Source organism: Sphingomonas sp. 3-13AW, from assembly GCF_049311085.1.
Classification (GTDB): Bacteria; Pseudomonadota; Alphaproteobacteria; order Sphingomonadales; family Sphingomonadaceae; genus Sphingomonas.
Map to the genome: position 1 here is coordinate 80326 of NZ_JASNVZ010000006.1, position 18720 is coordinate 99045.

Here is an 18720-nt window from a genome sequence, read left to right on the forward strand (position 1 = left end):
GTGCGGCCCGCCCTTCGCTTGCGTGCGCCGCGGCTTAGTCCAGGTCGGGGTGGGCCATCTGCTGTTCGAGTTCGGCGATGCTCTGGTCGATGTCGGCGACGGCCTGCTTGCGGTCTTCGGCGGGAATGTCGGGATTGGTGGCCAGCGTCGCGCGAGTGCCGCGCAGGCCGGCGAGCGCACCGGTGAGAGCGTTGCGCTGGATCGCGGCCACGTCGATATTCGCGGCAGCCTGGGCGGCAGTGGCTGCCGCCGCCGCGCGGGCGCCGGTTGCCACCGCAGCCTGGGAAACCGCGTTGATGCGGTCCTGGCAGATGACCATCACGGTGCCGTTGCCCTGGCGACGGTTGATGACAAAGGCGCCGGGTTCACCCTGCTTGCCGCAGGTGCCGTCGATGACGGACGGACCGGCGTTGATGACCTGGACGCGCGGGACCGGCGGCACCGGAGGAACCGGCGGGGCGAAGGTCGTCGGCGGCAGCGGTGCTCCGGGCGCGGCCGGCGGCAGCGGCGCCATGGGTGCGGCGGGCGCGAGCGGCGCGGCAGGTGCGGCAACCTGCAGCAGCTGCGGCTTCGGGAGTTCGATGCGGGCGATGTCGACGCCGGTGGAATGGCTGACGCGGGTGCGCAGCGTTTCCGCGGCCTGGGTACCCGATGCGGTGAGGCCCAGTGCGCCGAGCGCGATGCCTGCGATTCCGGCGGAGCCTGCGACACGACGGAACGGCGACACGCTGCGGTGCTTGGACAACATCTTCAATCTCCCCTTGATCTCGTTGACGGTGTGGAGGTGGCAGGCGGCCGATACCGCGCCCCCATGCGCCGACTTCACGATCGCGCGGCCATAGGCGTAGCGGACACCCGGACGGGCGCGGGCGAGCACCATGGCGTCGCAGGCCATTTCCTGATCGGCGCGAAAGGCGCGGAAGGCGCGCCAGGCAATCGGATTGAACCAGTGGCAGGCGAGCACCGCGAGCGCGATCCAGTTGGCGAGCAGGTCGCCCCGGGCGTGGTGGCCAAGCTCGTGCGCGAGGGCGAGCGTGCGCTCCTGCTCGTCATAGCGTTCGGCAAAGTCGCGCGGAAAGGCGACGTAGCGGCGCCATACCCCGAAGGCGAGCGGGCCCGAGGCGGCGTCCGTCTCGAACACGCGGACCTTGCCCTGCGCCACGTCATAGCCGCGGCCGGACGCGAGCACGCGGCGACAGAACCGGTCGTGCCGCACGACATGCCAGCAGAAGAAGATCGCGGCACCCGCGAACCAGAACAAGACAGCCAGCCCCGGCACATCGGCCATGCCCCAGCCCTGCGGCACCGCCGGGATCGCGGCGACCGGCTGCATCAGCATCAGGGTGCCGGGAGGGATCGGAGCGCCGATCGGGCTCGTCTCGACCAGCCGCAACGGCGACGGCAGCGGCGGCAGGGCCATGCGCAACGCCGGCAACAGCCACAGCGCATAGGCGACACCGGGGCCGAACGCGCGGCGCGTGGGCGCGCGCATCGCCAGCACCAGCAGCATCAGCAACGTCGACGCGACCAGCGTCTCTACCGCCCAGGCGATCATTGCTTGAGCTCCTTCAACAGGGACTCGATTTCCTCGATCTCGCGGCTGCTGAGCTGGTCGCGGCGGGCGAGATGGGCGACGAGCGGCGTAAGGCTGCCGCCGAACAGGCGGTCGATCAGCCGCTGCGATTCGCCGGTGACGTAATCCTCCCGCGCGACGGCCGGGCGATAGCGATAGCGGCGGCCGTCCTCCTCATGCGCGACGACCTGCTTTGCGAGCAGGCGGCCGAGCAGGGTCTTGACCGTGTTGGCGCTCCAGGCGCGATCCTGGGGCACGCGCTCGACCACCTCCTGGGCGGTGAGCGGGCTTTCGTCCCACAGCACCTCCATCACGACATGTTCGGCATCACTGATCCGTTCGGCCATAACGCAACTCCCTGACTACGTGTGTAGTCTACCCGTTTACACGCGTAGTCAAGAGCGGCGGATTACCTACGCCAGTGGCGAACGGGATCCTTCAGCGGAGGCAGCGCAAACTGTCGGTAGGCTTTACAGATGCAACTACATCCGAACCGGCGTTAACCAAGGGAAGCCCCGGGTTTCTACCTATTGCGGGAAGTGGCACGGTCGCTGCATCATTGTAGCCGTACCGCGCGATCGCGCGCTTCAACGGGCGGGCCCAGGCACCTTCGGGTGCGGGTCCGCCCACCCGGTACTTCCAGACAGATCGATGGACTGGAGCTCAAGGGGCTTGGGGCCGGTGGCGAGTCGCGGCGTGCGCAGACGGGCGCTTTGGCCAGGGCGCGTGCTGGCGAGGGGTCGCGGCGCGAAATCGGACCGGCGGCAGCGGCATTGCGCGCGTGTCCGAGGCGCCCGCCCCCCGTAGGGAGCGGGCGCACGAAAGGTCAGGCGGTAGCGGGGCGCTCGGCGCCGAAGAGCTGGGCGAGCTCGCCGCTCTCGTACATTTCCATCATGATGTCGGAGCCGCCGACGAACTCACCATGGACATAGAGCTGGGGGATCGTCGGCCAGTCGGAATAGGCCTTGATACCCTGGCGAATGCCCTGGTCCTGGAGCACGTCGACGCTCTCGAACTCGACGCCCAGGTGGTTGAGGATCGCGATCGCGCGGCTGGAAAAGCCGCACTGCGGGAACAGCGGGCTGCCCTTCATGAACAGCACGACGTCGTTGTTCTTTACGAGCTGGTCGATGCGGGCCTGGGTGTCTTCGCTCATCATTCTTACTCCTGTACGGGCGCGGCCGTAGTCAGCTGCAATGCATGGAGGACGCCCCCCATGCGGCCGCCAAGGGCGGCGTAGACTGCCTGGTGCTGGCGCACCCGGGGCATCCCGCGAAAACTCTCGGACACCACCCGGGCGGCATAATGATCCCCGTCCCCGGCGAGATCGGTGATCTCGACCGTCGCGTCGGGAATGCCGGCGCGGATCAGCGCTTCAATTTCGGCGGCAGGCATGCCCATCGATTACTGCGCCTCGAACAGCTGGCGGCGCGCCTCGATCGTCAGCTCCTCGAGCGCCTTGCGCACGGTCGCCTCGTCGGTCGCGACGTCGGCTGCCGTGAGGTCGCCGACCAGCTTGCGGATCACGTCACCGTCGCCGGCTTCCTCGAAATCGGCCTGGACCACCGCCTTGGCATAGGCATCGGTTTCCTCGGGCGTGAGGTTCATCTTGGCCGCCGCCCACTGGCCGAGCAGGCGATTGCGACGCGCGGTCACGCGGAAGATCATTTCCTCTTCGCGGGCAAACTTGTTTTCGAACGCCCGTTCGCGATCGTCGAAGGTGGTCATGCTGGTCCCCTAATCTGGTTTGTCGGAGATAGGATGGCCGATGCGGCAAGGCAACGGGCGTGGCCTCAACCCGAACCGTACGCCCTGCAAGGGCAGGGGCGCGACCGGACGACGCGCAAAACCGGGCCCGGAAGCTTTTCCTTCCGGGTGCACCGCCTTGGTCGAACGATTGCGGCCGGTGGCGCCGGCCGGCGATCAGGCCGCGGCCTGCCCCGGTGCGTTGCCGGCGGTGGCGGTGAGCCACGGCCGTGCCTTGCCGACGTTCGCCTCATAGCCGCCGATCGCCTCCCCGCGCGCCAGGGTCAGGCCGATCTCGTCGAGCCCCTGCATCAGGCAGGCGCGGCGGAACGGGTCCATTTCGAACGTGAACCGGTCCTGGAACGGCGTGGTGACGGTCATCGTCTCAAGATCGATGGTGACGGGATTGTTGCGGGCGACCTCCACCAGCCGATCGACCGCCTCCTGCGGGAGCACGACCGCGACGATGCCGTTCTTGAACGCGTTGCCTGAGAAAATGTCGGAGAAGCTGGGCGCGATCACCGCCTTCACGCCCATGTCGCCCAGTGCCCAGGCCGCATGTTCGCGGCTGGAGCCGCAGCCGAAATTCTCGCCCGCGATCAGCACCGGCGCGCCCGCATAGCGCGGATCATCGAACACATTGCCGGGTTCGGCGCGGACGCTTTCGAACGCCCCCTGCCCCAGCCCCTCCCGCGTGGTGGTCTTCAGCCAGCGCGCGGGAATGATGATGTCGGTGTCGATGTTCTTCGCGCCCCAGGGATAGGCGCGACCTTCAACGCGGGTAACGGGTTCCATGGTCTGCTTTCGCGAGGATGGCGCAGATCAGCGCTGCGCGGTGACCGGGGCCGGTCTGGAAGGTGAACGTTCGGCACTTGCGGCATAGGCGGCGGCCAGACCACTCAGGACTGCGCCACCCACCAGCGCCATCAATGCTCGTTTCATCCGTTATTCCCCCATCAGGTTTCGTACATCGGTCAACCGGCCCGTTACCGCCGCCGCCGCCGCCATTACCGGAGAAACGAGGTGGGTGCGAGCGCCTGGACCTTGCCGCCCCACAAAATTGCGGTTCGACGTCGAGGCACAACGCTCTCCCGCAGGAACTCGATCCGGGTTCATGCCCAGACACATCGAGCAGCCGGGTTCGCGCCATTCAAAGCCGGCGTCGGTGAACACGCGGTCGAGTCCCTCTGCCTCGGCCTGCCGCTTCACCAGGCCGGAGCCGGGGACGACGAGCGCCTGGCGGACGCCGTCCGCGATCCGACGACCGCGCAGCACTTCGGCTGCGGCGCGCAGATCCTCGATCCGGCTGTTGGTGCAGCTGCCGATGAAGATGTTCTCGACCGGAATGTCCTGCATTCGCGTGCCCGGCTCCAGGCCCATATAGTCGAGCGACTTGCGGGCGGCGATGCGCTTGGCCGGATCGGCGAAGCTGTCGGGATCGGGCACAGCGCCGGTGATGGAGACCACGTCCTCGGGGCTGGTGCCCCAGGTGAGCGAGGGCGAGATCTCGTCCGCGTCGATGACGATCGTCGCATCATAGCGGGCGCCCGGATCGGTCGCGAGGCTGCGCCAATAGGCGACCGCCTGATCCCACTCTTCTCCCTTGGGCGCCATCGGGCGACCCTGGAGATAGGCGAAGGTCTTGTCGTCGGGGGCGATCAGGCCCGAGCGCGCGCCCGCCTCGATCGACATGTTGGCGACGGTCAACCGGCCTTCGATCGACATGTCGCGAATGACGCTGCCGGTATATTCGAGCACATAGCCGGTGCCGCCGGCGGCTCCCAGCCGGCCGACGATGGCGAGCGCCACGTCCTTGGGACCGACGCCGAAGCCGAGCTTGCCCTCGACGCGGACTTCCATCGTCTTCGACTGCTGGAGCAGCAGCGTCTGGGTGGCGAGCACATGCTCGACCTCGCTGGTGCCGATGCCGAACGCGAGCGCACCCAGGGCGCCATGCGCGGAGGTATGGCTGTCACCGCAGACCAGCGTCGTGCCGGGCAGCGTGAAGCCCTGTTCCGGACCCACGACATGGACGATGCCCTGTTCGGCCGCGACCGCATCGATATAGCGGATGCCGAACTCCGGCGCGTTGCGCTCCAGCGCGGCAAGCTGGCTGGCGCCCGCGGGATCGGCGATCGGCAGGCGCTTGCCGTCGGCGTCGACCCGCGCGGTGGTCGGCAGATTGTGGTCGGGCACCGCAAGGGTGAGGTCGGGCCGGCGCACGGGGCGACCGGCGGCGCGAAGCCCGGCAAATGCCTGCGGGCTGGTCACCTCATGGACGAGGTGGCGGTCGATGTAGACAAGGCAGGTACCGTCGTCGCGGCGCTCCACGACGTGATCGGCCCAGATTTTTTCGTACAGAGTGAGAGGACGACTAGCCATTGCGGGCGAGTAACAGTTTCTTTCGCCAAAGCAAGGGTTTCAGCAAGGATCGGATAGTGGGAGGCAGCGGCTTGGCCACGTTTATGGGGCCGGGCCGAGTTTGATCATTAATCCCATTCCCGTCCGTCGCCGCTTCGGATTATCAACCTTGCATGGGGTTCGGCGTTTTCATCCACCGGTCTGATTCGATCTACGACGACACACCGGCTGAGCGTTACCAGTTTCCGAGACAATATCTCGAGCGCGCCCGGGCATGTGTCGGCGACTGGATCGTCTACTATGAGCCAAGGAAAGTGGCGGAGACTCGCGGCTATTATGCGGTGGCGAAGGTGGAGCGGGTTACGCCCGATCCCGCAGCGCATGACATGTTCGTCGCCCTGATCGAGCCTGGCAGCTATCTCGACTTCGCAACGCCGGTCCCGTTTTCTGATGAAGACGGACCAATTGAACGAGGCGTTCTCAACGAGCACGGGCGCATTTCCGGACGCGCCCAGGCCGCCGTTCGGGGGTTGTCACCAAACGACTTCACCCGGATTGTGGAAGCGGGCCTCGCCGATGACAATCCGCTTCTGCCTCGAACAGGTTTCGGGATCGACGAACCACGTCTTCGCGAGGAGCGAGCTCCCTTTGTGTTCGATGAAGTACGAGAGCGCGTTACTACCCTTGTATCGCGCGTCGTGCGCGATCGCGTGTTTCGGCGAATTGTTTTGCGCGCCTATGATGAGCGCTGCGGCGTCACCGGACTAAAGCTCATCAACGGCGGCGGGCGGGCCGAGGTGGAGGCCGCTCACATCCGCCCCGTCGAGGCGGGTGGCCCCGACATAGTGAGCAATGGCTTAGCGCTTTCCGGAACGGCGCACTGGATGTTCGACCGCGGCCTGATCGGCCTCGCTGATGACATGCAGATAATTGTCTCGCGGCAGGCCAATGACCCGGACAGCATCCGATCGGTCATCAATGCGAGTGGCCGGCTTTTATTGCCGAAGCGAGAGGCCGACCGGCCGCATCCGCAATTCGTTCGGTGGCACCGGGAGCATTGCTTCAAGCATTGAGATGCTTGCTACACGCGGCTCTCCGACTCTCAAACTCAGGCGGTCGCCATTGGGGCCCGGCCCCTACCCTTCGTAGGCGGCGGTGGTTTTTGCGCGGACTTCTTCGGGGGTTACGCCGGGGGCGCATTCGACCAGGCGGAACGGGGTCTGGTGGTCGGGGCGCTGGAAGACGGCGAGGTCGGTGATGATCATGTCGACCACGTTCCTGCCGGTGAGCGGCAGGGTGCAGGCGGGGATGAACTTGGGGTCGCCGTTCTTGGAGCTGTGCTCCATCACGACGATGATCTTCTTGACGCCCGCGACCAGGTCCATGGCGCCGCCCATGCCCTTGATCATCTTGCCCGGGATCATCCAGTTGGCGATGTCGCCGTCCTGGCTGACCTCCATCGCGCCCAGCACCGTCAGGTCGATGTGGCCGCCGCGGATCATCGCGAAGCTCTGTTCCGAACCGAAATAAACGGACTGCGGCAGTTCCGAAATGGTCTGCTTGCCGGCGTTGATGAGGTCGGGATCCTCCTCGCCGGCATAGGGGAACGGGCCGATGCCGAGCATGCCGTTTTCGGACTGAAGGGTGACCTCCACGCCTTCGGGAATATGGTTGGCGACCAGCGTCGGGATGCCGATGCCGAGGTTCACGTAGAAGCCGTCTTGCAGCTCGCGGGCGGCGCGGGCCGCCATCTCGTCGCGGGTCCAGGGCATGGGGCTACTCCTTTGGGGTGCCGGTCGCGGCGCGGACGGGCGCCGCGGGGACGGCGGCCGGATCGGTCCAGCGGCGGTTGGCAGGAAAGACGTCGGCGACGCCGCCCTTGAGGGCGGTGCCGTAGACGGGGTTGGGAAGGACGAACCAGCCGGCGCCCCACAAGGGCTCGATCTGCACGCTGCTGGCAGCCGCACGGCGGGCGGCAGGCGTCATGCCGGGCGCCGAGAAGAGATCGCTGAAGTCGCCGAGCTGGTCGCCGACGAGGGCCACGACGCAGTATTTCGCCGTCACCTGCGCGCGGCGCGCGTCCTTGCTGCCGTCCGTGCCGTCCTGCTTGAGCAGCAGCGTCTCCCCCGGCACCGCCTTGCCGAGGCCCGCGCCTTCGAGTGCGCGTGCGGTGGCGAGCGCGCTGCCGGCGGTGCGGTTGGAGATGAAGATCACCTCGACCCCCGCCTTGCGCGCGGCGGTCAGCGCCTTCACCGCGCCGGGGACGGCATCGACCATGGCGGCCCCGGTCGCTTCCCAGCGGCGCCAGCGGGCGTCGTCATAGGAGAGGCCGCGTTCCGCCTCGTCCGCTTCATAGCCGAGGTTGAGGAGCACGGTCTCGTCGATGTCCAGGACGATCGCGAGCGGCTTGGTGCCGCACTCGGCGAACCTCGGTGCGGCGAGCGTCGATCCCGGGGCGAGCGCGACCGAAATCGCCCCGATCCCCGCCTGGCGATAGTCGACGTTGATGCGGACTTGCTGGGAGAGCGCGCGATAGGCTTGCGCCGACAGCGCCGCGGCCTCGCCCGAGCCATAGAGGAATTGCATGCCCGGCGGCGCGGTCGCCCCACCGGGGCCACGGCCGCTTGCAGGCGGAAGTGGGGACATCGGCGCGGCAGGCGGCGCCTCGGTCCCGGTCGGGGGCGGCAGCGGGCCCGAGACGATGGTGATGCCCTGCTTGCGGGCCTTTTCGCGAAGCTCGGCCTGGCGCTTGGCGTCGCGACGCTGGGCACGCTCCTGCGCGCGTGCCTGCTTGCGGGCGGCCCTGGTCTGGCCGCCGGCGTTGTCGTCGCCGGACGATACCGCGTTCCTGCCGATCACGGCGGCCGCACCCAGCGGCAGCGCCGCGACGCATCCCGGCAGCAGCAGCGCGATCGCCGCCGCGCCGGCCACCGCCAGCCGTTGTCCGCCCCGCAAGGTCATCATGCCGCCGGACGCTCGCGCACGGTGCGGAATTCGATCTTCTTGTCGTAGGGCGCGCCCACGATCATGCGCTTCACATAGATGCCCGGCAGGTGGATGCAGTCGGGATCGAGGCTGCCGACCGGCACCACTTCCTCGACCTCTGCCACGCAGATGCGGCCGGCGGTCGCCATCGGTTGGTTGAAGTTGCGCGCAGTCTTGCGGAACATCAGGTTGCCGGCCTCGTCGGCCTTCCACCCCTTGATGATCGCGAGGTCGGCGCGGATGCCGCGCTCGAGGATATATTCCTCGCCGTCGAAGACCTTCACTTCCTTGCCCTCGGCCACCTGGGTGCCGACCCCGGTCTTGGTGTAGAAGCCCGGGATCCCCGCCCCGCCCGCGCGGCAGCGCTCGGCAAGGGTGCCCTGGGGGCAGAACTCGACCTCCAGCTCGCCCGAGAGATACTGGCGCTCGAACTCCTTGTTCTCGCCCACATAGGAGGAGATCATCTTCTTCACCTGGCGCGAGCGCAGCAGCTTGCCGAGGCCGACGCCGTCGATGCCGGCATTGTTGCTGGCGATGGTGAGCCCGGTGACCCCCGACGCCTCGATCGCGTCGATCAGCCGTTCGGGAATCCCCGAAAGGCCGAAGCCGCCGGCGCAGATCAGCATGTCGTCGTGGAGCAGCCCGTCGAGGGCGGAGGCCGCATCGGGGTAGAGCTTGTTCATCGGCACCTCTCTTCGTCCCGTCGATAGGAGGAGCCGGGCAGCGGGGTCAAGCGGCGGCCAGAACCCTGCATCGGCCGCACAGCAAGTTCACGCAAACCCTTGCACAAAGGTGCAATACCGGCGAACCTAAGTCGTTATTAACCGATCTCGGCCATTTATATCCCCGTGACTGCTGCCCTGCCTGTTTCAGCCAAGTTCGGCGGAGCCGTAGGGCTGAGTCTTGCCTCCTTCGCCTTGTCGACCTTGAGCCTCATGCTGACGAGGTTCGATGGCAATATCGCGTACATCTGGACGAATACTGCCTTGGTCATCGCCGCGCTTTCGCTGCGGCCGCCCGCGCAATGGGGGTGGATGCTGCCGGGGTTCGGCATCGCGATGTTCACCGCCACCGTCTTTTTCGGCATGGGCCTGGCCGCGGCCGGGCCGCTGCTGGCGGCGACCATGACGGAGGCCGTGCTTCCCGCCTGGCTGCTGCGGCGGTGGAAGGGCAAGTATCTCGACCGGGTGTCCGGGGTCGCGACATTCCTGCTCGTCGCGGGAGTCGTGGGACCTTTGGTCGGCAGCTTCATCGCGGCGCCGGCCGTGAGCCTGCTCACCGGGGTCAGTTGGAACGTGACCGCAGCCCGCTGGTTCGCGAGCCACGGGCTGGGCACCATCACCTTTACGCCCCTGATGCTGCTGCTGCTGCGCGGCGAGACGTCGCGGTGGCTGAAGGCGCCCTCACGCGAGCTGCTGGGTGCGCTCGGCATGCTGTCGCTGGTTGCGGCGGTAGTGGCAGGCGTGTTCACCCAGGGCATCGCCCCGCTCCTGTTCCTGCCGCTGCTGCCCATGCTGGCCGCGACCATGCTCTATGTGCGGGTCGGCGCCGCGGGATCGATCGTGCTGCTGGTGGGGATCGCGGGCGCCCTGTCGCTGAACGGACAGGGGCCGATCTATGCCATGCCGGGCACGCCCCTCAACCGCCTCCTGTTCTTCCAGTTCTACGTGGCGTGCGCGGCACTGCTCGTGCTGCCGGTCGCGGCGCTGCTCAAGCAGTACAAGCAGGCGATCCGCAACCTGTCGGAAAGCGAGGCTCGGTTCCGGATGCTGTCGGAACGATCAGCGGACGTGATCCTGGAAGTCGCGGAGGACGGCACAATCCGCCACGCCTCTCCCTCCGTGTCGCAGGTCGCGGGCAAGCCGCCGGAATTCTACCTGGGGCAGCACGGCTTCACCCTCGTCCACCCCGACGACCAGTCGGTGGTGTGGCGCGCCCATCGCGAGGCGATGGCGAATCCGGACATCGCCCATATCGCCCAGTTCCGCAGCGCCCGCGACGACGGGGAGCCGGTGTGGTTCGAGGCGGCGATCCGCGGCCTGTCTTCCCCCGAACGCGCGCACGGCGGGTTGATCGTGGTGCTGCGCGACATCTCTGCCCGCAAGGCGACCGAACAGGCGCTGGCGATCGCGGCGAGTACCGATGCCCTCACCGGCCTCGTCAACCGACGCACCTTCCTGGCGCGGCTGGACGAGCACGTCGGCCGGATCCGCAAGGGACGCGGGCGCGGACACGGGCATGGCTGCGTGGCGCTGATCGATCTCGACCACTTCAAGTCGGTGAACGACCGGTTCGGCCACGCCACCGGCGACCGGGTGCTGCAGGCATTCGCCCGCACCGCCAGTGCGGCCCTGCCCGCGCATGCGTGCATCGGCCGGATCGGCGGGGAAGAATTTGCGGTGCTGCTGAGCGGGCTCGACCGGGAGCAGGCGCTCACTGCCTGCGAACGGCTGCGCGTGGCGATCGAGGAACTGGAAGTCGGCTTGCCCTCGCTGGCGCCGGGTTCCGAAGGCCCGCGGGTCACCGCCAGCATCGGCCTGGCCACCATCGATCCCGCCAGCGATCCGGCGGCGATCCTCAACCAGGCGGACCAGGCGCTGTATGAGGCCAAGGCCGAGGGCCGCAACTGCCTGCGCGTGGCCTGCTGAGCGCCGCCCTTCCGACTGGCTGTGCGACGTTCCCGGATACGCAAAGGGCCACCCCGGTCTCCCGGGGCGGCCCAATGCCTCCGCTCTCGCGGAACTGGTTGCGGCTTAGATGTCGTCGCCCAGGGCGCCCTTCACCTTGCCAGCGAACTGCTGAACCTTGCCCTTGCCTTCCTGCACCGCGCCTTCGTCGCGGGTTGCGGGATTGGCGCTCTGCTGCTTCACCTTGCCAACGGCTTCGTTGACATTGCCTTTGATCTTGTCGGTGAGCTCACCCATGATCGTCTCCTCTGCGGCATCGGCGGCGCCGGGGCAGCGCGCCGTACAGCCATCTCAAGAAAGAACGGCCCGCGTCAGCAGCGGTTCCACGACCGGGGCAGCGATGCTGCTTTAGATCAGTCCGGCGAGCGGGCTCGAAGGATCGGCGTAGCGGCGCTTGCCCATGCGGCCGGCGCGATAGGCGAGCCGCCCCGCCTCCACCGCAGAGCGCATCGCATGGGCCATCAGGATCGGATCCTTCGCCTCGGCGATCGCGGTGTTCATGAGCACGCCGTCGCAGCCGAGCTCCATCGCGGCTGCCGCGTCCGACGCGGTGCCGACGCCGGCATCGACCAGCACGGGCACCTTGGCACCCTCCACGATCAGGCGGATGGTCACCTTGTTCTGGATGCCCAAGCCCGAGCCGATCGGCGCGCCCAGCGGCATGATCGCGACGGCGCCCACATCCTCCAGCCGCTTGGCGGCGATGGGATCGTCGACGCAATAGACCATCGGCTTGAAGCCTTCCTTGGCCAGGATCTCGGTCGCGCGCAGCGTTTCGACCATGTCGGGATAGAGGGTGCGCGCTTCCCCCAGCACTTCCAGCTTCACCAGGTCCCAACCGCCGGCTTCCCGTGCCAGGCGCAGCGTGCGGATCGCGTCTTCTGCCGTGAAGCAGCCCGCGGTGTTGGGCAGGTAGGTGATCTTCTTGGGGTCGATGAAGTCGGTCAGCATCGGCGCGTTGGGATCGGTCACGTTGACCCGGCGCACGGCGACGGTAACGATCTCGGCCCCCGACGCTTCGACGGCGGCCGCGTTCTGGGCCATGTCCTTGTACTTGCCGGTGCCGACGATGAGGCGCGAGCGGAAGCTCTTGCCCGCGACCTGCCAGCGGTCCTCGTCCACCGTGACGGCATGATCGCCGCCGCCGACGAAATGGACGATCTCCAGCTCGTCGCCGTCGTGGAGCTTGGCCTCGTGCAGCGTGGAGCGGGGCACCACCTCTAGATTGCGTTCCACCGCGACCTTTTCCGGCACCAGGCCGATCTCTGCGGTGAGTTCGGCGATGGTCTGGCCTGCGCGGACGCGCTTGTGCTCGCCGTTGACGATGATCGAGATGGTGCCGTCGGTGTGCATTCGGGTTCGCCCTTGATGTCGTCGATCCCGCGGCGCGTCTCGACTTCGTTCGGCGCTCGGGGCTATGGCCGGCGCATATAGGGTGCCGGCAACCCGGCCCGCAACCGAAAGGCAGCGCATGGCGGATACCGTCTACGTCCTCAACGGCCCCAACCTGAACCTGCTCGGGCTGCGCGAGCCCGAGATCTATGGCCACGACACGCTCGACGATATCGCCGGCATGCTCGAAGACCGCGCCCGCGAGCTGGACCTGGAGATCGACCTGCGCCAGTCGAATCACGAAGGTCACCTGGTCGACTGGCTGCACGAAGCACAGGCCGAAGGTGCGCGTGCAGTATTGCTGAACGCAGGCGGCTTTACCCACACGTCCGTCGCGCTGCATGATGCGATCAAGTCGGTGAAGACGCCGGTGATCGAAGTGCATCTTTCGAACCCGCATGCACGCGAACCTTTTCGCCACATCAGCCTGGTCGGACAGGCGGCGAAGGGAACCATCGCCGGATTCGGGGCGCTTTCGTATCTGCTTGCGCTTGAAGCTGCGGCGCGCATCTGACAGGAGCGCGGTTTTTCCCCTGGGGGTTCAATGGCAGAAGATAAGCAACCCGCCACCATGGCGATCGACATCGAACTGGTCCGGCAGCTTGCCGAGGTTCTGGACCAGACTCAGCTGACCGAGATCGAAGTGGAAGACGGCGACCGCAAGGTCCGCGTCGCCCGCAAGGCAGCGCCCGTCGCACAGATGTCCATGCCGATGCCGCAGGCTTATGCGCCGCAGCCGGCACCCGCGGCAGGCGGCCCGGTGTCGCCGGCAATCGCGCCCGCCGAGGCCGGCGGCTCCGCACCCACGGCGACCGCCGACGCGGTCAAGTCGCCGATGGTCGGCACCGTCTACCTCGCCGCCGAGCCCGGCGCGAAGCCGTTTGCGTCGGTGGGCCAGAAAGTCGCGGCCGGCGACACGCTGGTGATCATCGAGGCGATGAAGGTCATGAACCCGATCCAGGCCCCGGCAGCCGGTACCGTCACCGCGGTGCTCGTCTCCAACGGCCAGCCCGTCGAGTTCGACCAGCCGCTCGTCGTCGTCGAGTAAGCCTGTGGCCGAGATCAAGAAGCTGCTGATCGCCAATCGCGGCGAGATCGCGCTCCGCATCCATCGTGCCTGCCACGAAATGGGCATCAAGACGGTCGCGGTCCATTCGACCGCGGATGCCGATGCGATGCACGTGCGGCTGGCAGACGAAGCGGTGTGCATCGGCCCGCCGTCGGCGACCGAGAGCTACCTCAACATCCCCAACATTATCTCGGCAGCCGAGGTGACGGGGGCGGACGCGATCCACCCGGGCTATGGCTTCCTGTCGGAGAACGCCAAGTTCGCCGAGATCGTCGAGTCGCATAACCTGATCTTCGTCGGGCCCAAGCCCGAGCACATCCGCACGATGGGCGACAAGGTCGAGGCCAAGCGCACCGCCGGTGCCCTGGGCCTGCCGCTCGTCCCCGGATCGGACGGCGCGATCAGCGACGTGGCCGAGGCGAAGGCACTGGCCGAAGAGATCGGCTATCCCGTGATCATTAAGGCCGCCTCGGGCGGCGGCGGCCGCGGCATGAAGGTGTGCACCAGCCCCGACCAGCTCGAGACGCTGATGCAGCAGGCCGGGACCGAGGCGAAGGCCGCGTTCGGCGACGCCACCGTCTACATGGAAAAATACCTCGGCAACCCGCGCCACATCGAGTTCCAGGTATTCGGCGACGGCAATGGCAACGCCATCCACCTGGGCGAGCGCGACTGTTCGCTGCAGCGCCGCCACCAGAAGGTTCTGGAGGAGGCGCCCTCCCCCGTGCTTTCCACGGAAGAGCGCAACCGCATGGGTGCGATCGTCGCCAAGGCGATGGCCGACATGGGCTATCGCGGCGCCGGCACGATCGAGTTCCTGTGGGAAGACGGCGAGTTCTACTTCATCGAGATGAACACCCGCCTGCAGGTGGAGCATCCGGTGACGGAGATGATTACCGGCGTCGACCTGGTGCGCGAGCAGATCCGCGTCGCCGAGGGGCACCCGCTCTCCGTCAAGCAGGACGAGATCGAGTTCCGCGGCCACGCGATCGAGTGCCGCATCAACGCCGAGGATCCGCGCAGCTTCATGCCGTCGCCGGGCACCGTTGCCGCCTATCACGTCCCGGGCGGCATGCACGTCCGCGTCGATAGCGGCCTCTATGCCGGCTACAAGGTGCCGCCTTATTACGACAGCATGATCGCCAAGCTGATCGTCTATGGCCGCACCCGGGAAGGCTGCCTGCTCCGCCTGCGCCGCGCGCTGGAGGAGTTCGTGATCGAGGGGATGAAGACCACCATCCCCCTCCACCAGGCGCTGCTCGACGACCCCGAGTTCCAGGAGGGGGCGTACACGATCAAGTGGCTGGAGGAGTGGCTGGCCAAGCAGCCGGTCGCATGATCGCGGGCGGGGCCGATACCGGGACATTCCGGACGGCCCCGCCCCGGCCGGCGGCCTGATGAAGAACGGCGGGGGAAGAACGCGTTGAAAGCGACCATCTGGCATAACCCGCGCTGCTCCAAGTCGCGCGAGGCCCTGGCATTGCTGGAAGCCGCACCCGGCGTCGACGTCACGGTGCGCGAATATCTGAAGAACCCGCCGAGCCGCGAGGAACTCGCCGCGCTCTATGCGCGCGCCGGGATGACGCCGGCGCAGGGGCTGCGGCGGGGGGAAGCCATCGCGAAGGAACTGGGGCTGGCGACGGCCACCGACGACGCGATCCTGGATGCCATGGTCGCCCACCCGATCCTGATCGAGCGGCCGCTGGTCGAGACCGACAAGGGCGTCCGGCTGGGTCGCCCGCCCGAAGCCATCCGCGAGATCCTCTGAACGATGGCAAAGGCCACTCCACCGCTCGAACCCGGTCGCAACTGCTGGCGGATCGAGAAGGCGACCCGCGCGGCCGTCATCATCGATGCCGACGCCTATTTCCGGCTGGCGCGCGCCGCGATGCGCAATGCCGAGCAGCAACTGCTGCTGATCGGCTGGGACTTCGACGGTCGCATCAAGCTGGTCACCGAGGAAGAGGATGACGCGCCCGCGCGGGTCGGCGCGTTCCTGGAGTGGCTGGTGGAGGCGCGCCGGGGCCTGCACGTCCACATCCTGCGGTGGGACAAGGGCGCCATCAAGTCGATGTTCCGCGGCACCACCATCTTCACGCTGCTGCGGTGGATGGCGCACCCGCGCATCAAGACCAAGCTCGACAGCTTCCACCCGCCCGCCGCATCCCACCACCAGAAGATCGTGGTGATCGACGATTGCCTCGCCTTTTGCGGCGGCATCGACATGACGGCGGACCGCTGGGACACGCGCGACCACCGCGCCGAGGAGCCTGCGCGGATCGAGCCCAACGGCAAGCCGTACGGGCCGTGGCACGATGCGACCACCGCCCTCGCCGGCCCCGTGGCCAAGGCGCTGGGCGAGCTGTGCCGCACCCGCTGGGAACTGGCTGGCGGCGATGCGCTGCCCGAGCCCAGCGACGACGCGACACCGCCCTGGCCCGAGGGGCTGGACGCGCATTTCCGCGATGTCGAGGTCGCGATCTCCCGCTCCTCGCCCGAGATGCCGGACCAGCCGCCGGTGCGCGAGATCGAGGCGCTGTACCTGGACCTGATCGGACGCGCCGAGCGCTGGATCTATGCCGAGAGCCAGTATTTCGCGTCCCGCAAGATCGCCGAGGCGATCGCCCGCCGGCTGGACGAGCCCGACGGGCCGGAGGTCGTGATCGTCAACCCCGTGTCCGCGCAGGGCTGGCTGGAGCCGATCGCAATGGACACCGCGCGCGCCCGGCTGATCGAGGCGCTGCGCCGGCGCGACAAGCACGGGCGCTTCCGCGTCTATCACGCCGAAAACGACGCAGGCGACCCGATCTACATCCACGCCAAGGTCACCGTGATCGACGGCGAGATCCTGCGGGTGGGATCGTCCAACTTCAACAACCGGTCGATGCGGCTGGACACCGAGTGCGACGTGACGATCGATTCGACGCGCGCCGGCAACGGGCACGCCGCCGGGGCCATCGCCGATGTCGCTCACTCGCTGGTGGCCGAGCATACCGGCACCGAGCCGGAGACGGTGGCGGCGCGCCTGGCCGAGACCGGGTCGCTGATCGCCACCATCGAATCGCTGAGCCCGGCGAGCGGACGGCGGCTGCGGCCTTATGCGGCGCCTGACCTCAGCAGCGTCGAGGAATGGCTGGCGGACAATGAAGTCCTGGACCCCGAGGGGCCCGACGAGATGTTCGAGGCGATTGCCGACCGGGACGGCCTGCTGCGCCGGTTGCGGCCGGGGCATGAGACCGAGGCACCCACCGTCCTCTATGCGGCGGGTGCGGCGGCTGCCGCAGTTGCGGTCGGCGGCATCGTCGGCGTGGCGCTGTGGCGGCGGCGCGGACGGGGCGAGAAATAGGCTTCGCCTTCCCAGCGGCGTTCTGGCCTTCAGGGCACGATCACGAAGAAGCGCGCGGTGGTGAAGTGGCCGAGGTCGTCCTTCACGACATAGTCGAAATGGGCGATGCCCCTGAAGCCCGGCAGCGCGGCATAGGCCAGTTCGGTCGGCCCCTTTGCCGATGCCGTGATCTTGCCCGCGAACTGGGAAGGCACCGAGACGCTGACGATGGTGGCGACACAATGGTCGTTGTCGAAGACGAGGGTCTTGGGATTGAAGGTGAAGTCGTTCTCTGCCCAGCCGTAGGTGGGGCGGGTGCCGCCGCCCAGCCGGCCCTGGTCGAAATTGGGTCGGGAGCCGCTTTCGCCCGGCGCCAGGAAGGCGAAATCGGGGCCGGCGAAGAACCGGCCGCCCGCCTCGAACGCGGGCATCTCAAGGCCCAGGACGCAGCTGACGACATAGGCGACGGTCAGCGCCTGCGCCCGGGCAGCAAAGCTCGGATCGCCCTGGTTCACCCGTAGCAGCCGGATCTGCTCGTCGAGGAAGCCCGTGATGCCGAGCATGTAGCGGGTCGCCTGTGCGGGATCGGTGCTGATGGCGGTGGTGGCCTGCGCATAGATCGCCACCAGATGCGCCATCGCGCGGACCGTGGCGTCATCGATCCCGCGCACGCCGGTGGCGCGCAGCAGCTGCTCGGCGCCCGCCTCCGTATAGAGTGCAACGCCGGGATGGGCGCGGATGAGCGCGGCGATGGCCTCGTTCCGGTTCACCAGGTTGAACGGGGTATAGGCCTGGGGCGACGCGCCGGGATCGACCATCGACGCATCCACCATCCGCCACAACAACACGGTGCGGACATTGGCGGCGAGGATCGGGCCGGCCCCTGCCCCGCGTCCGGAGGTCGTCAGCAGATCGGCGGTGGCGGACACCGCGAACGGCGCATTGTTCAATTGCAGGGCAGCGCGCGTGGCCTGCTGGCTGCCGACCTGGTCGATCAGCCCCGTCAGAGGCGACACCAGGGTCGCCCCGGCAGGCGCGGTGGAGGATAGCAGCAGCCGCGTGTCCCGCTCGATGCCGATCGCGGAGAGCGCATAGCCGGCGCGGGCATAGTCCGGCGTGAAGCCGGGCGAGAGGATGCTGTCGGGAGCCAGCCAGCCGTTGGTCGGCGGGAAGCGGCCATCATAGTCGGTGGCCCAGCGCGCCGTCTGGCCCGCACCGCCCCTGTACTCGAGCGTGCCGATGAGCGGGGACGTCGACTCCGTCAGGATCGCGACCCCGGCCGGCGCCGTGGGGGTCGGCGACGGCGTTGGCGTGGGAGTCGGCGATGGCGTGGGGGTCGGAGTGGGTGTCGCTGTCGCGGTCGGCGTCGGAGATGAATTGCCCTCGCTGTTCATACAACCGCCCAGCGTTATGGCCGAGGCGAGCAACATCATTCTCGTCGCGAGTTTCATGAAATACCCCCTGGCGTGCCCCGTCGTCCAATTACCCCGCCACACCGCGTTGACTTGCCCGCAAGACTTCGCGCCGGAGTAATACTTGCATCACACAAGCCGGGGCGGCGGCTCTATTCAAGCCCTCTAGG

Annotated in this window: 20 protein-coding genes; 7 read left to right on the forward strand and 13 right to left on the reverse strand. The window is 67.8% G+C overall.

Features of this window, described 5'->3' with window-relative positions; genetic code table 11:
• Positions 1-34 precede the first annotated feature (34 nt).
• The 7 genes from QP045_RS09235 to leuC all read right to left on the reverse strand — a co-directional run bounded on the left by QP045_RS09235 (position 35) and on the right by leuC (position 5701).
• Positions 35-1555 (reverse strand): M56 family metallopeptidase, encoded by a 1521-nt coding sequence (locus QP045_RS09235; RefSeq protein ID WP_422514693.1) that lies wholly within the window; start codon positions 1553-1555, stop codon positions 35-37.
• Positions 1552-1920, reverse strand: a complete 369-nt coding sequence (locus QP045_RS09240; protein ID WP_422514694.1) for a BlaI/MecI/CopY family transcriptional regulator — start codon at positions 1918-1920, stop codon at positions 1552-1554. Before QP045_RS09240 ends, QP045_RS09235 begins: the two co-directional genes overlap by 4 nt.
• A gap of 479 nt (positions 1921-2399) precedes the next feature.
• On the reverse strand, positions 2400-2729 hold the full coding sequence (grxD, locus tag QP045_RS09245; protein WP_422514695.1) for a Grx4 family monothiol glutaredoxin: 330 nt from the start codon (positions 2727-2729) through the stop codon (positions 2400-2402).
• 5 nt (positions 2730-2734) lie between these two features.
• Positions 2735-2974: a BolA family protein gene (locus QP045_RS09250; protein ID WP_416461192.1), complete on the reverse strand. Its 240-nt coding sequence runs from the start codon at positions 2972-2974 to the stop codon at positions 2735-2737.
• Between the two features lie 3 nt (positions 2975-2977).
• The gene (locus QP045_RS09255) at positions 2978-3301 is read right to left on the reverse strand and encodes a DUF1476 domain-containing protein (RefSeq protein WP_422514696.1); all 324 of its coding nucleotides are present in this window, start codon (positions 3299-3301) and stop codon (positions 2978-2980) included.
• Positions 3302-3496: 195 nt separating this feature from the next.
• Complete coding sequence (gene leuD / locus QP045_RS09260; protein WP_422514697.1) at positions 3497-4114, reverse strand: 3-isopropylmalate dehydratase small subunit; 618 nt, start codon at positions 4112-4114, stop codon at positions 3497-3499.
• Between the two features lie 150 nt (positions 4115-4264).
• Positions 4265-5701, reverse strand: coding sequence for a 3-isopropylmalate dehydratase large subunit (gene leuC / locus QP045_RS09265; protein WP_422514698.1), 1437 nt, complete (start codon positions 5699-5701; stop codon positions 4265-4267).
• Between the two features lie 152 nt (positions 5702-5853).
• Between leuC and QP045_RS09270 the strand changes: the two genes are divergently transcribed.
• Positions 5854-6753, forward strand: coding sequence for an HNH endonuclease (locus tag QP045_RS09270; RefSeq protein WP_422514699.1), 900 nt, complete (start codon positions 5854-5856; stop codon positions 6751-6753).
• A 63-nt stretch (positions 6754-6816) separates the two neighbouring features.
• Here the strand turns inward: QP045_RS09270 and QP045_RS09275 are convergent, their stop codons facing one another.
• Genes QP045_RS09275 through QP045_RS09285 form a run of 3 tightly spaced genes read right to left on the reverse strand, consistent with a single transcriptional unit; the run spans position 6817 to position 9348 of the window.
• Positions 6817-7452 carry a CoA transferase subunit B gene (locus QP045_RS09275; RefSeq protein WP_422514700.1) on the reverse strand — a complete coding sequence of 212 codons (636 nt, stop codon included), beginning with the start codon at positions 7450-7452 and terminating at the stop codon, positions 6817-6819.
• 4 nt (positions 7453-7456) lie between these two features.
• Positions 7457-8641: a 5'-nucleotidase, lipoprotein e(P4) family gene (locus QP045_RS09280; protein ID WP_422514701.1), complete on the reverse strand. Its 1185-nt coding sequence runs from the start codon at positions 8639-8641 to the stop codon at positions 7457-7459.
• Positions 8641-9348, reverse strand: a complete 708-nt coding sequence (locus QP045_RS09285) for a CoA transferase subunit A (RefSeq protein ID WP_422514702.1) — start codon at positions 9346-9348, stop codon at positions 8641-8643. Before QP045_RS09285 ends, QP045_RS09280 begins: the two co-directional genes overlap by 1 nt.
• Before the next feature lie 165 nt (positions 9349-9513).
• Here QP045_RS09285 and QP045_RS09290 point away from each other — a divergent pair, with 165 nt between their 5' ends.
• On the forward strand, positions 9514-11313 hold the full coding sequence (locus tag QP045_RS09290; protein WP_422514703.1) for a diguanylate cyclase: 1800 nt from the start codon (positions 9514-9516) through the stop codon (positions 11311-11313).
• Between the two features lie 105 nt (positions 11314-11418).
• On the opposite strand, the gene QP045_RS09295 is transcribed toward QP045_RS09290, so the two are convergent.
• Positions 11419-11589 (reverse strand): CsbD family protein, encoded by a 171-nt coding sequence (locus QP045_RS09295; protein ID WP_422514704.1) that lies wholly within the window; start codon positions 11587-11589, stop codon positions 11419-11421.
• 111 nt (positions 11590-11700) lie between these two features.
• A complete protein-coding gene (gene thiS, locus QP045_RS09300) occupies positions 11701-12705 on the reverse strand; it encodes a sulfur carrier protein ThiS (protein WP_422514705.1) in 1005 nt (334 codons plus the stop codon).
• Positions 12706-12823: 118 nt separating this feature from the next.
• Between thiS and aroQ the strand changes: the two genes are divergently transcribed.
• From aroQ to QP045_RS09325, 5 genes are all read left to right on the forward strand, one after another.
• Positions 12824-13258: a type II 3-dehydroquinate dehydratase gene (gene aroQ / locus QP045_RS09305; protein WP_422514706.1), complete on the forward strand. Its 435-nt coding sequence runs from the start codon at positions 12824-12826 to the stop codon at positions 13256-13258.
• Positions 13259-13288: 30 nt separating this feature from the next.
• A complete protein-coding gene (accB, locus tag QP045_RS09310) occupies positions 13289-13792 on the forward strand; it encodes an acetyl-CoA carboxylase biotin carboxyl carrier protein (RefSeq protein WP_422514707.1) in 504 nt (167 codons plus the stop codon).
• A 4-nt stretch (positions 13793-13796) separates the two neighbouring features.
• On the forward strand, positions 13797-15152 hold the full coding sequence (gene accC, locus QP045_RS09315) for an acetyl-CoA carboxylase biotin carboxylase subunit (RefSeq protein ID WP_422514708.1): 1356 nt from the start codon (positions 13797-13799) through the stop codon (positions 15150-15152).
• An 84-nt stretch (positions 15153-15236) separates the two neighbouring features.
• Complete coding sequence (gene arsC / locus QP045_RS09320; protein WP_422514709.1) at positions 15237-15581, forward strand: arsenate reductase (glutaredoxin); 345 nt, start codon at positions 15237-15239, stop codon at positions 15579-15581.
• 3 nt (positions 15582-15584) lie between these two features.
• Entirely contained in the window at positions 15585-17159 is a 1575-nt protein-coding gene (locus QP045_RS09325; RefSeq protein WP_422514710.1) for a phospholipase D-like domain-containing protein, read from the forward strand.
• A 29-nt stretch (positions 17160-17188) separates the two neighbouring features.
• Here the strand turns inward: QP045_RS09325 and QP045_RS09330 are convergent, their stop codons facing one another.
• On the reverse strand, positions 17189-18589 hold the full coding sequence (locus QP045_RS09330; RefSeq protein ID WP_422514711.1) for a hypothetical protein: 1401 nt from the start codon (positions 18587-18589) through the stop codon (positions 17189-17191).
• Between the last annotated feature and the right edge of the window lie 131 nt (positions 18590-18720).